The 12,027-nt window shown below is 71.0% G+C and carries 15 protein-coding genes and 1 pseudogene; 2 read left to right on the top strand and 14 right to left on the bottom strand.

What is annotated here, in order from left to right:
- Positions 1 to 43: 43 nt before the first annotated feature.
- From ASD10_RS08190 to ASD10_RS08135, 13 genes and pseudogenes are all read right to left on the bottom strand, one after another.
- Positions 44 to 844 carry a F0F1 ATP synthase subunit delta gene (locus ASD10_RS08190; RefSeq protein WP_082556096.1) on the bottom strand — a complete coding sequence of 267 codons (801 nt, stop codon included), beginning with the start codon at positions 842 to 844 and terminating at the stop codon, positions 44 to 46.
- A complete protein-coding gene (locus ASD10_RS08185) occupies positions 844 to 1,395 on the bottom strand; it encodes a F0F1 ATP synthase subunit B (protein WP_056607208.1) in 552 nt (183 codons plus the stop codon). Before ASD10_RS08185 ends, ASD10_RS08190 begins: the two co-directional genes overlap by 1 nt.
- A 28-nt stretch (positions 1,396 to 1,423) precedes the next feature.
- Positions 1,424 to 1,624, bottom strand: coding sequence for an ATP synthase F0 subunit C (locus ASD10_RS08180; protein WP_197983596.1), 201 nt, complete (start codon positions 1,622 to 1,624; stop codon positions 1,424 to 1,426).
- Positions 1,625 to 1,731: 107 nt separating this feature from the next.
- The gene (gene atpB / locus ASD10_RS08175) at positions 1,732 to 2,523 is read right to left on the bottom strand and encodes a F0F1 ATP synthase subunit A (RefSeq protein ID WP_235501787.1); all 792 of its coding nucleotides are present in this window, start codon (positions 2,521 to 2,523) and stop codon (positions 1,732 to 1,734) included.
- Positions 2,524 to 2,657: 134 nt separating this feature from the next.
- Complete coding sequence (locus ASD10_RS08170) at positions 2,658 to 3,074, bottom strand: hypothetical protein (RefSeq protein ID WP_157432500.1); 417 nt, start codon at positions 3,072 to 3,074, stop codon at positions 2,658 to 2,660.
- Positions 3,071 to 4,192 carry a glycosyltransferase family 4 protein gene (locus ASD10_RS08165; protein WP_056607199.1) on the bottom strand — a complete coding sequence of 374 codons (1,122 nt, stop codon included), beginning with the start codon at positions 4,190 to 4,192 and terminating at the stop codon, positions 3,071 to 3,073. The genes ASD10_RS08170 and ASD10_RS08165 overlap by 4 nt, the downstream gene beginning before the upstream one ends.
- The gene (locus ASD10_RS08160; RefSeq protein ID WP_056607195.1) at positions 4,192 to 4,854 is read right to left on the bottom strand and encodes an L-threonylcarbamoyladenylate synthase; all 663 of its coding nucleotides are present in this window, start codon (positions 4,852 to 4,854) and stop codon (positions 4,192 to 4,194) included. Before ASD10_RS08160 ends, ASD10_RS08165 begins: the two co-directional genes overlap by 1 nt.
- 191 nt (positions 4,855 to 5,045) lie before the next feature.
- Positions 5,046 to 5,588 (bottom strand): VTT domain-containing protein, encoded by a 543-nt coding sequence (locus ASD10_RS08155; RefSeq protein ID WP_056607193.1) that lies wholly within the window; start codon positions 5,586 to 5,588, stop codon positions 5,046 to 5,048.
- Positions 5,589 to 5,601: 13 nt separating this feature from the next.
- Positions 5,602 to 6,228, bottom strand: a complete 627-nt coding sequence (locus tag ASD10_RS08150) for a class I SAM-dependent methyltransferase (protein WP_369797580.1) — start codon at positions 6,226 to 6,228, stop codon at positions 5,602 to 5,604.
- 15 nt (positions 6,229 to 6,243) lie between these two features.
- Positions 6,244 to 6,446: pseudogene (locus ASD10_RS19160) on the bottom strand (peptide chain release factor N(5)-glutamine methyltransferase); the annotation flags it as partial.
- A 7-nt stretch (positions 6,447 to 6,453) separates the two neighbouring features.
- Positions 6,454 to 7,533, bottom strand: a complete 1,080-nt coding sequence (gene prfA / locus ASD10_RS08145) for a peptide chain release factor 1 (RefSeq protein WP_056607190.1) — start codon at positions 7,531 to 7,533, stop codon at positions 6,454 to 6,456.
- Positions 7,534 to 7,634: 101 nt separating this feature from the next.
- Positions 7,635 to 7,841 carry a 50S ribosomal protein L31 gene (gene rpmE, locus ASD10_RS08140; protein ID WP_056607186.1) on the bottom strand — a complete coding sequence of 69 codons (207 nt, stop codon included), beginning with the start codon at positions 7,839 to 7,841 and terminating at the stop codon, positions 7,635 to 7,637.
- Between the two features lie 112 nt (positions 7,842 to 7,953).
- On the bottom strand, positions 7,954 to 8,439 hold the full coding sequence (locus ASD10_RS08135) for a glutathione peroxidase (protein WP_056607182.1): 486 nt from the start codon (positions 8,437 to 8,439) through the stop codon (positions 7,954 to 7,956).
- A gap of 172 nt (positions 8,440 to 8,611) precedes the next feature.
- Here ASD10_RS08135 and ASD10_RS18340 point away from each other — a divergent pair, with 172 nt between their 5' ends.
- Both ASD10_RS18340 and ASD10_RS08130 read left to right on the top strand, forming a co-directional pair.
- The gene (locus ASD10_RS18340; RefSeq protein WP_082556095.1) at positions 8,612 to 8,785 is read left to right on the top strand and encodes a DUF1059 domain-containing protein; all 174 of its coding nucleotides are present in this window, start codon (positions 8,612 to 8,614) and stop codon (positions 8,783 to 8,785) included.
- A 14-nt stretch (positions 8,786 to 8,799) separates the two neighbouring features.
- Complete coding sequence (locus ASD10_RS08130) at positions 8,800 to 9,894, top strand: EAL domain-containing protein (protein WP_235501945.1); 1,095 nt, start codon at positions 8,800 to 8,802, stop codon at positions 9,892 to 9,894.
- Positions 9,895 to 9,970: 76 nt separating this feature from the next.
- Here the strand turns inward: ASD10_RS08130 and rho are convergent, their stop codons facing one another.
- A complete protein-coding gene (gene rho, locus ASD10_RS08125) occupies positions 9,971 to 12,025 on the bottom strand; it encodes a transcription termination factor Rho (protein WP_056607176.1) in 2,055 nt (684 codons plus the stop codon).
- Positions 12,026 to 12,027: the final 2 nt, after the last annotated feature.

Genomic DNA, 12,027 nt, shown 5'->3' with positions numbered 1-12,027 from the left:
CTGCCTTCTTCTTCGGTGAAAGACTGTTTCGGGGGAGTTCTGGTCAGCCTGCGAGTCGCCGGCGGGCGACCTCGAGGCGAGTTGCCATGGAGCCGTCGACGACCTCGTCACCGACGGAGACGGCGATGCCTCCGACGATCGAGGGATCGACGACGATGTTGAGGTGGACGTCGCGCCCGTACTTCTTGGCGAGCGCGGCGGCGAGCCGGGTCTTCTCGGACTCGCCCAGCTCGGTGGCGACGCGCACCTCGGCCAGCAGGCGGCTGCGACGCTCGGCCGCGACGACGCCGAAGGCGGTCAGCGCGCGCTCGAACGATCCGGTCCGCGCGGCGGCGGCCTGCGAGGCCAGCGCCAGCGTCGTGCCCGAGACCTTGCCGCCCAGCAGGGTGCGCAGCAGCTCACCCTTGGCCGCGGGCGCGAGCGCCCGGTCGGACACGATCTGCCGCAGCTCGGCGTCGGACCGCACGAAGCGACCGACCTCGAACAGCTCGGTCTCGACGGCGTCGAGGTCGCCCGCACTGTCGGCCGAGGCCACCAGCGCGGTCACGCCGGCGGTCTCGAGACCGTCGGTGAGATCGCGACCCGACGCCCAACGACCGCTGACCGCGACCCGCAGGACCGTCAGGGCGTCGGCACTGACCTTGCCGCCGAACACCTGCTCGGCCAGCCCGGCCTTGGCCTGCGCCTCGGTCGACGGGTCGGTCAGCACGCGCCGCAGGGCGGGTTCACGGTCGAGCGTCGCGACGATGTCGAACAGCTCGACTCCGAGGTCGCCCGACCCGGTCCCGGCAGCACTCACGGCTGCCAGGACCTCGTCGAGAGACTTCGCTGAAATGCCTCGCATCAGTTCGCCGACTCCTCGAGCTCGGCGATGAAGCGCTCGACCGTGCGCTTCTGGGCCGCGGAGTCGTCGAGGACCTCGCCGACGATGCGACCCGCGAGCGCGGTGGCCATGGACCCGACCTCGCCCTTGAGCTGGGCCAGGACCTGGGCACGCTCGGCCTCGACCTGCGCGTGCGCCGTCGTGGTGATGCGCTCGGCCTCGGCCTGGGCCTGGGCCCGGAGCTCGGCGATGATCTGCGCGCCCTGCTCCTTGGCCTCCTCGCGGATGGCGGCGGCTTCGTGCCGCGCCCCCGCGAGCTGGGCCGTGTACTGCTCGAGGGCTGCCTTGGCCTCCTTCTGGGCGGCCTGGGCCTCCTCGATGCCACCTTCGATGGCCGCAGTGCGCTCCGCGTAGGCCTTCTCGAACAGCGGGGCGACGACCTTCCAGATCAGCAGGAGGAGGATCGCGAAGAAGACGAGCCCGATGACGATCTCCGCGAGGTGCGGGATCAGCGGGTTCAGCTCTTCCTCCTCCGCGTTCTCCGCGGCGGCGAACACGAGTGTCGAGATCATGTGGTTGCCTTTGGTCGAGTGATCGGAATCAGGTGTTGCTGGCCTTGAGGACGAACGCCAGGGCCAGTCCGATGATGAAGAACTGCTCGGCGAGGACGAAGCCGAGGATCGCGATCTGGCGCAGCTTGCCCTCAGCCTCGGGCTGACGGGCGACACCGGTGACGAACGCGGCGAAGATCAGGCCGACGCCGATACCGGGGCCGATCGCGGCGAGGCCGAGACCGACCATGTTCAGAGTGCCGATGGTTTCCACGGCGTTTCCTTTCGTTGCGACACGGGGAGTCCGCGTCGTGGATGTGGAGGGATGACGATGAAGTTGTCGTTCGGGTGCTGGTCTCAGTGCTCGTCAGCGATGGCTTCGCTGATGTACATCGAGGTCAGGAGGGTGAACACGTAGGCCTGGAGGAACATGATGAGGATCTCCAGGAAGCTGATGCCGATGGCCAGGACCACCGAGAAGACGCCGGCGACCTTGTTCAGGACGGGGTCGGAGTGGAGCAGCAGGTACTCGCCGCCGAGCGCGAAGAGGATCACGAGCAGGTGGCCGGCGAACATCGTGGCGAACAGACGCAGCGTCAGGGTGACGGGTCGCAGCAGGATGTTGGACAGGAACTCCAGCGGCACCAGCAGCAGGAGGATGGGGCCCTTCATGCCGGCCGGCACGGTCTCGTGCTTGAGGTAGCCGAGGAAGCCCTTCTTGGCGATGCCGGCGCCGTTGTAGACCAGCCACGACAGGACCGCGATGGCCAGCGGGTAGCCGATGTGCGACATCGTCGGGAACTGGATCACCGGGATGATGCCGTAGAAGTTGTTCACCAGCACGAACAGGAACAGCGAGAACAGGAACGGCACGTACTTCTGGAAGTCGTGCGAGCCGATGTTCTCGCGGGCGATGCCGTTGCGGACGAATCCGTAGACGAGCTCTCCGGCGAACTGCATGCGTCCGGGGACGACCGCGGCGGGGCGGGCCATCGCGTAGAACAGCGCCACGATGATCACGACCGACAGCGCGACGAGCACCATCGGCTTGGTGACGGCCGAACCGGCGATGCCGGGAAGATCGAAGTCGGACGGCCCGGGGCTGGGCGGACCGGTAACCGCACCGAATGCGATGGAGGCGAGCGTCACTCATTCACCTTTGTCTCATGGCGCGGTCGCCCTCGACTCGCGTCGGTGGGGCATACGGCCAGCGTCATTGTCGTGCGAGGAGTCATGCGCTTGGCGGTGACCCGGTTCGCACTGCCGAGGCTATCAGGGTCTGCTCAGTCCTTGTTACTCAGGTCATAGGTCGGCGTACGGTCGTTGCGGTACGCGACGATCTGCAGAAACGTCCACGCCAACGACGCCGCGATGGCCGTGATCCCGAAGGCCATGAAGTCGATCCGGTCGGCCAGGCCGCCGATGTCGAACAGCAGCGCGAGCACGATGAGGGCGGCCACCGACTTGACCCCGAGGAACGTCAGGGCGACCGGCAGCGACATCGCCGCGCTGCGCCGCACCAGCGGCGTCAGGACGACGGGGGTCGAGCCCAGGAACAGGATCACGACCGCTCCCCCGAGCAGAGCGCCGTAGACGCCGTCCGACCCCTCGGCGACGCCGAACGCGCCGGCGGCGACCGCCGTGACGGCCACGACCGGCAGCAGCACACGGCGCACGGCGCCCGTCCGTCCGTTCCTCATGACCACACCTTCTCCTCGAGCTTGGGCAGCAGGAACACCGCCGCGACCGTCAGCACGGCCAGGGCGCCGAAGCCCGCGATGGACTGCCAGCCGCTGAACAGGCTGATCACGACGCTGCCGAAGGCCACGAGGCCCGCGAACGCGTACATCAGCAGGACGGCGCGGCGGTGCGAGTGGCCGATCTCGAGCAGGCGGTGGTGGATGTGCATCTTGTCGGGGCTGAACGGCGACCGGCCGGCCCGCGTGCGGCGGACGACCGCCAGGGCCAGGTCGACGAACGGCACGAGCAGGATCGTGAACGGCAGGATCAGCGGCAGCAGGGTCGGCAGGAAGCTGCGCTCGGCACCGCCGATGCCCTCGGAGATCTCGGTCGCCGGGAACTGGCCGGTCAGGCTGATCGACGAGCACGCCAGCACGAAGCCGATCAGCATCGAGCCCGAGTCGCCGATGAACATGCGGGCCGGGAAGAAGTTGTGCGGCAGGATGCCGATGCACGCTCCCGCCAGCGCCGCCGTCAGCAAAGCCGCCGCGATGGCACGCGTCTCGCCGTTCTCGACCGCCAGCACGAAGGCGTAGGCGAAGAAGGCCACGGCGCCGATCGCGACCATCCCGGCCGCGAGCCCGTCGAGGCCGTCCACGAAGTTGACCGCGTTGGCCGTCCCGACGATCAGCAGGACCGTGAAGATCATCGCCTGCGCCTGGTCGAGGCCGATGTAGTTGCCGTACAGCGGCAGGTAGTAGAACTGCACGCCCTGCGCGACGACGATGATGCCGGCCAGCACCTGGCCCGCGAACTTGCTGAGGGCGTCGAGCTCGTACAGGTCGTCGACGACCCCCACGACGCAGATCACGATGCCGCCCAGCACGACGGCGCGGACGTCGTCGAACACGCCGTCGTCGGCCAGCGAGAGGAACGGCAGGCTCGTCGCGACCAGGTACGCCGCCAGCAGTCCGCCGAGCATCGCGGGACCGCCGAAGTACGGGGTCGGGATGGCGTGGACGTCGCGGTCGCGCACCCGCGCGACGGCGCCGAGGTGGTAGGCGGCCTGGCGGGCGATCGACGCCAGCAGGTACGTCACGCCGAGGGCCACGCCGAAGACGACCAGGTACTCGCGCACTAGGCGGGCCCGCCCTCGGCGTCGTCCGCCGGCTCGATCGTGTTGTTGAACTGGTGCAGCACCTCGAGCGGGACGGCGCCCTGGCGCAGCACCCGCGGGGTCGTGCCCGTCGCGTCGAGGATCGTCGAGGGCGTGCCCGACGACGTCGGCCCGCCGTCGAGGTAGACCGCGACCCGGGCACCCAGCATGCGCTCGGCCTCGTCGACGTCCTGGGCCGCCGGGGAGCCCGTCGTGTTGGCGCTGCTGACGGCCAGCGGGCCGGTCTGCTTCAGGAGGGCCAGGGCTCGCCGGTCGTCGGGCATGCGGACCGCGACGGTGTTGTGCGTCTCGCCGAGGTCCCACGTCAGCGAGGGCTGCTGCCGGCACACGATCGTCAGCGGGCCGGGCCACAACGCCTCGACCATCGTGCGCAGCCACGCGGGGATGTCGACGGCGAGGGCGTCGAGGGTCGTGGGGGCACCGACCAACACGGGGGGCGGCATGTCGCGGCCGCGGCCCTTGGCGTCGAGCAGGTTCTGGACCGCCCGCGGCGAGAACGCGTCGGCGGCCAGGCCGTAGACCGTGTCGGTCGGCAGCACCACCAGCTTGCCGGTCTCGAGGGCGGCCTGCGCAGCCAGCAACCCGCGGTCGTACTCCTCGTCCACGCTGCAGTCGAACCTCACCCGCCCATCGTAGGCGGTCGCCCCCGTCCCCCACCCCACCGCCGACGAGTCACCCACGCCGCGTCGCGAGCCACCCACGCCCGCCCGCGAGTCACTCCCGCCGCGTCACGAGTCACTCCCGCCGGACGCGAGTGACTCGTCGGCGGGCGTACGTGACTCGTCGGCGGGCGTGCGTGACTCGTCGGCGGTGCTCAGAACCAGCTGACCTGGTGGAGCAGGAAGGCGATCGTGAGGAACTGGATCAGGCGGCCGGTGAACACCATCGTGAGGAACAGCCACTGCGGCTGCTTCGACGCACCCGCCAGGATCGTCACGAGCGCGAGGGGCGGGATGCCCGTCAGCGACGACATGAACGCGGTCAGCCCGCCCGAGTACGGCCGGTCGAGCAGCGTCAGGAGCCAGTCGTTGACGCGCTTGACCCACCGGAAGAAGCGCGTGCGCGCGAGCCGCCGCCCCACCCGTCGTACGAATGCCGTGAACGCGCTGCGGGGTGGCCTCGGCTCGACCATGCGGATCTTGTTGGTGCCCTTGCGGGCGAGCTGGAAGACGAAGGCCTTGCCGATCGTCGTGGCGATGACGTGGATCAGGATCAGCAGCGCGAGGAACGGCCGGCTGTTGACGGTCGCCCCGATCGCGACGACGTAGACCTCGGCGTTGACGAACACCGGAAGCACAGCTGCGCCGAGACCGACGGCGATCGCGGCACCGATCAGTCCCAGCTCGTCGAGGCCCATGGTGCGTCCGAGCCTATCGGCGGGGCTTGGTGGCGGTGACGTAGCGGGGTCGGTCGGCGAGGTCGCGGTGGTCGCGCACGTCGGCCCAGCGTCCGGTGAAGACGGCCGGGGCCGACTCGCCCTGCGCGTCGGCGTGCTCGGCGCCCACGACTCCCCCGGGCCTCAGCAGCCGCCACGCGACGCGGTCGACGACGCGCATCGCGTCGAGGCCGTCGTCGCCCGACCACAGGGCCAGCGCGGGGTCGTGGTCGCGGGCCTCGGGGGCCACGCTCTCCCACGCGTCGAGCGGGATGTACGGCGGGTTGGCCACGACGACGTCGACCTGGCCGTCGAGGTCGGCGAACGCGTCGGCCATGTCGCCGAGCCGCAGGTCGACGCCCGTGCCCACGAGGTTGCGGCGCGCCCACTCGAACGCCGGCTCGTCGAGCTCGACGGCGTGCACCCGGGCACCCGGCACCTCGTGGACGACCGACAGCGAGATCGCCCCCGCGCCCGCGCACAGCTCGACGACGACGGGCGCCTCGAGCGTCCGGGCGTGGTCGATCGCCCACCCCGCCAGCAGCTCGGTCTCGGGCCTCGGGACGAACACCCCCGGCCCGACCTCGACGTCGACGTAGCGGAAGCCCGCCGACCCCGTCAGGTGCTGGAGCGGCANGACGCCCGGGCCTCGACGAGCCGCTGGAACTGCTGCACCTGCATGCCGTCGGGGCGGGCCGCGTCGAGCAGCATCAGGCGCGGCACGCCCGTGACGTGGCTCAGCAGCACCTCCGCGTCGTGGCGCGGCGACGACACTCCCCCGGCGTCGAGATCGGACGTCGCCTGCTCGAGCAGGCGCTCGGCCTGCGACCGGACGGCCATCGTGCGCCTACGCCCCGGACTCGACGGCGGCGAGCCGGACGGCCAGGTCGGCGTCGACCAGGGAGCCGATGACGTCGTCGAGCGCCCCGTCCATGACCTGGTCGAGGTTGTACGCCTTGAAGCCCGTGCGGTGGTCCGACAGGCGGTTCTCGGGGAAGTTGTACGTGCGGATGCGCTCGGAGCGGTCGACCGTGCGGATCTGCGCCTTGCGCACGTCGGACGCCTCCGCGTCGGCCGCCGCCTGCGCCGCGTCGAGCAGGCGCGAGCGCAGGATGCGCATGGCCTGCTCCTTGTTCTGCAGCTGGCTCTTCTCGTTCTGGCAGCTCGCGACGATGCCGGTCGGGACGTGCGTGATGCGCACCGCCGAGTCGGTCGTGTTGACGCTCTGCCCGCCGGGGCCCGACGACCGGTAGACGTCGATGCGCAGGTCGGCGTCGTGGATCTCGACGTCGACGTCCTCGGCCTCGGCCAGCACCAGGACACCCGCGGCGGACGTGTGGATGCGGCCCTGCGACTCCGTGACGGGGACGCGCTGGACGCGGTGCACGCCGCCCTCGAACTTCAGGAGCGCGTGCGGGGCCTCGCCCGGCTCGGGCGTCCCCTTGGCCTTGACGGCCATCGTGACGGACTTGTAGCCGCCGAGCGCCGACTCCGTCGCGTCGAGGATCTCGGTCCTCCAGCCCCGCTGCTCGGCGTAGCGCGCGTACATCCGCTGCAGGTCACCGGCGAACAGGGCCGACTCCTCACCCCCTTCGCCGCCCTTGATCTCCAGGAGGACGTCCTTGGCGTCCTGCGGGTCACGCGGCACCAGGAGGCGCTGCAGCCGCTCGGACAGCTCGTGCAGGCGCGGCTCGAGGGCGTCGATCTCGGCGGCGAACGAGGAGTCCTCCGCGGCGAGCTCGCGCGCGGCCTCGAGGTCGTCGGTGGCCTGCTGGAAGTCGCGGTACGTTTTGACGATCGCGCTCAGCTCGGCGTAGCGCTGACCGAGCTTCTTGGCCAGGCCCGGGTCGGAGTGCACCGACGGATCGCCCATGCGCTCCTCGAGCTCGGCGTGCTCGCGGACGAGGGAGTCGACGGCCTCGAACATGACTGGCTCCTGGGTGAGGGACGGACGGGGTGGGCGGGGGCGGACACAACGACAGCGCCGACCCGAGCCCGGTGGGGGCTGGGGTCGGCGCTGGCAGGTCGCTACTTCTTGGCGTAACGCTTCTCGAAGCGGGCGACGCGTCCGCCGGTGTCGAGGATCTTCTGCTTGCCCGTGTAGAACGGGTGGCAGGCGGAGCAGACGTCGGCGCGGAGAACGCCCTCGGGCGCCGTGCTCTTGGTCGTGAACGTGTTGCCGCAGGTGCAGGTGACCTCGGTGTCGACGTAGTCGGGGTGGATGCCGTTCTTCATGATGTGTCCTCTCGGCGGTCGCTGGGTCGTCCCGCGGAGTGCGGTGGCGTGAACCAGAACCAAGGATGGATTGTGCCAGTTGGCACATGGTTCAGCGAAATCGGGGGCGGGTTTATTCCGCGGGGAGGAGCTTCTCGATGTCGCCGCGGATCTTCTCGGGCTTGGTCGCCGATCCGTAGCGCTTGACGACGTTGCCCTCGGCGTCGACGAGGAACTTGGTGAAGTTCCACTTGATCTTGGACGGCCCGATGCCGCCCTTCTCCTTCTTCAGCCACTGGTACAGCGGGTGGGCGCCGTCGCCGTTGACCTCGATCTCGGAGAACAGCGGGAACGTGACGCCGAAGTTCTTCTCGCAGAACGTCGCGGTCTCGTCGTCGCCGTCGGGGTTCTGGTTGCCGAACTGGTCGCACGGGAAGCCCAGCACGACCAGACCGCGGTCGACGTACTCCTGGTAGACCGCCTCGAGGCCCTTGAACTGGGGCGTGAAACCGCACTGGGTGGCGGTGTTGACGATCAGCAGCACCTTGCCGCGGTAGTCGGCCAGGAGGCGGTCGGTGCCGTCGATCGAGGTCGCGGAGAAGTCGTAGGCGGTGGTCATGCGTCCATCGTAGGTGCGGCCCGTGGCAGCGACCATCCCAAAGCCGCGCACCCGGGGCTTCTTGCGCGAAAACCCTCTCGGCGTGGAGGATCTGGCCTACCCTGAGGCTCATCGGACCCGAGGCCGCGCTGTCGGCCAGGGAGCGGGTCCGTCGGAACTGGGAGGTCCGATCATGAAGACTTTCGCCTGCGGAGACGTCGTGCCGGGATGCCGCGCGTCGTGGGTGTGCGACACCGAGGACGACATCCTGGTGCAGGTGGCCACGCACGCCGCCGACCACGGAGTCGTCGAGGTCTCGGACGAGCTCGTGGCCGCGGTCCGGGCCCACATCGTCGCCGTCGCCTGATCGGCGTGGCCACGATGGGCTCGCTCCCCCGCCTGCCGGGGGCCGACACGACTCACGCGGGTACCGCCCGCGACGCCGGTGTCACGGTGCTGCACCAACCCATCCTCGACGTGGCGCGCGGCACGGCCGCGGGGTTCCACGCCGTGCCCGAGGTGTCGCGCGGACGTCTCGCCGACCCGGTCCCGCGGTGGGCCGTCACGGTGCGGACGATCGACGCGGCCCTGACAGCGTCGGCGACGCTGCCCACCAACACGTTCATCTCGGTGCCCGTCCCGCTCGACCTGGTCGGCGATCCCGCCGTCCGGTCGCGTCTCGCGGCCCACGGTCAGCTCGGCGGGGTCGTGCTCGACGTGACGGACTTCAGCAGCGAGCTGGTCTCGCGTGCCGTGCCGGCGCTCGACGACTACCGTGCCGCGGGCGCCCGCATCGCGGTCGGCGGCCGGGACGACGCCCAGCCGGAGCTCGGCAGCATCGTCCGGCTGCGTCCCGCGATCATCCGCCTGGGTGCCGCGTGGACGCGCGGCATCGACACCCACCCGAGCCGGCGCACCGCGATCGAGGTGACGGGCCAGCTCGCGGGACAGCTCGACGCGTGGATCCTGGCGGACGCGGTCGAGACGGCCGCCGAGCTGCGGGTCCTGGCGCAGCTCGGCGTGCCGCTGGCGCGCGGGCCGTTCGTCGGGGTGGCCGGCCCGGCGTGGCCCACGATCCCCGGCGCGACGCGGACCGCGCTGCCGCCGGCCACGAGGACGCCGGACGGCGTGCTGCGATCACTGCTGCAGCAGGCCTACACGACCCGCCACCCCGAGGCGACCCGCAGCGTCCTGGCCGAGGCGACGGGCTTCGAGCACGTCGTCGTGGTCGACGAGCAGCACCGCCCCGTCGCGCTGCTGCACCACGCGGGCGGCCGGCACGAGCCGGTCGACGTCATGACCGTCAACGTCGACACCCCGGTCGCCGATGTCGTCTCCCGCGCCATGGCACGCCCCGCGGAGCACCGCTTCGTCCCCCTGTGCTGCACCGACGGGGCCGGACGCTTCGTCGGGATCCTGCGCATGGAGCGGCTCATGGCGCACCTCGCCGACGGGGCCTCGGGGAAGCCCACCTGACGGGGGCGGCCCCGGTCGACGAGACGACGAAGGGGTGGACCCGGTCCTGCGGATCCACCCCTCGTCAGCCGCCGGCTCAGGTCGCGGGCAGCGCCTTGGTGACCTGCGTCAGCAGGTCGGCGTTGTCCTTGGTCCTGGCGAGCGTCTCGAGCACCAGCTCGAGACCCTTCTGGCCGTCGACACCGGCCAGGCCGCGGCGGAGCCTGCCGGCCTCGGCGAGCTCGTCGGCGCCCATCAGCAGCTCCTCGCGGCGCGTGCTCGACGCGGTGAGGTCGATCGCCGGGAAGATGCGCTGGTCGGCGAGGTCGCGACGCAGACGCAGCTCCCAGTTGCCGGTGCCCGTGAACTCCTCGAAGATGACCTCGTCGGTGCGCGAGCCCGTCTCGACGAGCGCCGTCGCGAGGATCGTCAGCGAGCCGCCGTCCTCGACGTTGCGGGCCGCGCCGAAGAACTTCTTCGGCGGGTACAGCGCCGACGAGTCGACCCCGCCGGACATGACGCGACCCGACGTCGGACCGGCCATGTTGTAGGCGCGACCCAACCGGGTGATGCCGTCGAGCAGCAGCACGACGTCGTGGCCCAGCTCGACCAGGCGCTTGGCGCGCTCGATCGCGAGCTCGGCGACCATCGTGTGGTCGGTCGCGGGACGGTCGAACGTGGACGCGATGACCTCGCCCTTGACGGAGCGCTGGAAGTCGGTGACCTCCTCGGGACGCTCGTCGACCAGGACGACCATCAGGTGGCACTCGGGGTTGTTCGCCGTGATGGCGTGCGCGAGCTGCTGCATGACCATGGTCTTGCCGGCCTGGGGCGGCGAGACGATGAGACCGCGCTGGCCCTTGCCGATCGGCGCGACCAAGTCGACGACGCGGCCCGTGACACCGCCGGCCTCGCCCTCGAGGCGCAGGCGCTCGGTCGGGTGCAGCGGCGTGAGCTGCGAGAACTCGACCCGCTTGGTGGCCTCGTCGAGGCTCATGCCGTTGACCGAGTCGATCTTGACCATCGGGTTGAACTTCTCCTTGCGCTCGCCCTCGCGGGGCTGGCGCACCTGGCCGACGACGGCGTCACCGCGGCGAAGGCCCCACTTGCGGACCATCGACAGCGAGACGTAGACGTCGTTGTCGCTCGGCAGGTAGCCCGTCGTGCGGACGAAGGCGTAGTTGTCGAGGATGTCGAGGATGCCCGCGGCGGGCACCAGGACGTCGTCCTCGGTGTAGGACGTGTCGACGTCCATCGCACCGCCGCGGCCGGCTGCGGCACCGTTGCGGTTGCGACCGCGACGGTTGCGGCGACGGCCGCCCATCTCGTCGTCGTCCTCCGGACCGTTGGCCGGGGCACCGCCCTGGCTGCGGTTCTGCGCGGGCGCGTTGCCGCCGTTCTGGTTGTTCTGGCGGCCGCCGCCCTGGTTGCCGTCCTTGGCCTGGCCGCCGTCCTTGGCCTGCGCGGCGTCCTTGTTCTGACCGCCGCCGTTGTTGTTGTTCTGGCCGCCGCCGTTGTTGTTCTGGCCGCCGTCCTTGTTCTGGCCGCCCTGGCCACGGCCGCGACCCCGTCCACGGCCGTTGCCGTTGCCGGCGCCGTTGGCGTTGCCGCCGTCGGAGTCGTCGTCCTTGGGCTGCTCGTCGGCACGGCCCTCGGCGCGCGTGTCGGCCGTGGCGTCGCGGTCCTTGGCAGCGGCGCGGCCCGCGCGGGCCGGCCGCTCGACCTCGGGCTCGGCCACCTCGGCGGAGGCCTGGTCGGCCTTCTCGACGGCCGGCTTGTCGGCCTTGGCACGACGGCTGCGGGCAGGCTTCTCGGCCTTCGCCGGGGCGTCGGCCGCGGCCGCGGTGTCGGTCGTGGGCTCGGCGACGGGCAGCGTCACGGCCGCCGGCGGCGTCGTGTCGACGGCGGGGCCGGAGGCGGCCTTGACCGCGGCCTTCGTCGAGGTGCCCGCGTCGCCGCGGGCGATCTTGATGGCGTCGATCAGAGCGCCCTTGCGCATCTTCTCGGCGCCGGTGATGCCGAGCTCGGAGGCGATCTCCTGGAGCTCGGCGAGCACCTTGCCGCCCAGTCCTCCGCCGGTGCGCCTCGGCGCGGCGGTGGCCGCGGGAGCGTCGGTCGGCGTGGACGCGTCGGATGTGGTGGTGTCGGTCACGT

It is taken from the genome of Aeromicrobium sp. Root472D3 (assembly GCF_001426485.1).
In the GTDB taxonomy this organism is placed as follows: domain Bacteria; phylum Actinomycetota; class Actinomycetes; order Propionibacteriales; family Nocardioidaceae; genus Aeromicrobium.
This window is presented reverse-complemented; position numbering and strand designations above follow the sequence as displayed.

Coding starts and splice junctions, on each gene's coding strand:
- ASD10_RS08190 (WP_082556096.1), bottom strand. CDS start 844: ATGCGAGGCATTTCAGCGAAGTCTCTCGACGAGGTCCTGGCAGCCGTG.
- ASD10_RS08185 (WP_056607208.1), bottom strand. CDS start 1,395: ATGATCTCGACACTCGTGTTCGCCGCCGCGGAGAACGCGGAGGAGGAA.
- ASD10_RS08180 (WP_197983596.1), bottom strand. CDS start 1,624: ATGGTCGGTCTCGGCCTCGCCGCGATCGGCCCCGGTATCGGCGTCGGC.
- ASD10_RS08170 (WP_157432500.1), bottom strand. CDS start 3,074: ATGAGGAACGGACGGACGGGCGCCGTGCGCCGTGTGCTGCTGCCGGTC.
- ASD10_RS08155 (WP_056607193.1), bottom strand. CDS start 5,588: ATGGGCCTCGACGAGCTGGGACTGATCGGTGCCGCGATCGCCGTCGGT.
- prfA (WP_056607190.1), bottom strand. CDS start 7,533: ATGTTCGAGGCCGTCGACTCCCTCGTCCGCGAGCACGCCGAGCTCGAG.
- rpmE (WP_056607186.1), bottom strand. CDS start 7,841: ATGAAGAACGGCATCCACCCCGACTACGTCGACACCGAGGTCACCTGC.
- ASD10_RS08135 (WP_056607182.1), bottom strand. CDS start 8,439: ATGACCACCGCCTACGACTTCTCCGCGACCTCGATCGACGGCACCGAC.
- ASD10_RS18340 (WP_082556095.1), top strand. CDS start 8,612: ATGAAGACTTTCGCCTGCGGAGACGTCGTGCCGGGATGCCGCGCGTCG.
- ASD10_RS08130 (WP_235501945.1), top strand. CDS start 8,800: ATGGGCTCGCTCCCCCGCCTGCCGGGGGCCGACACGACTCACGCGGGT.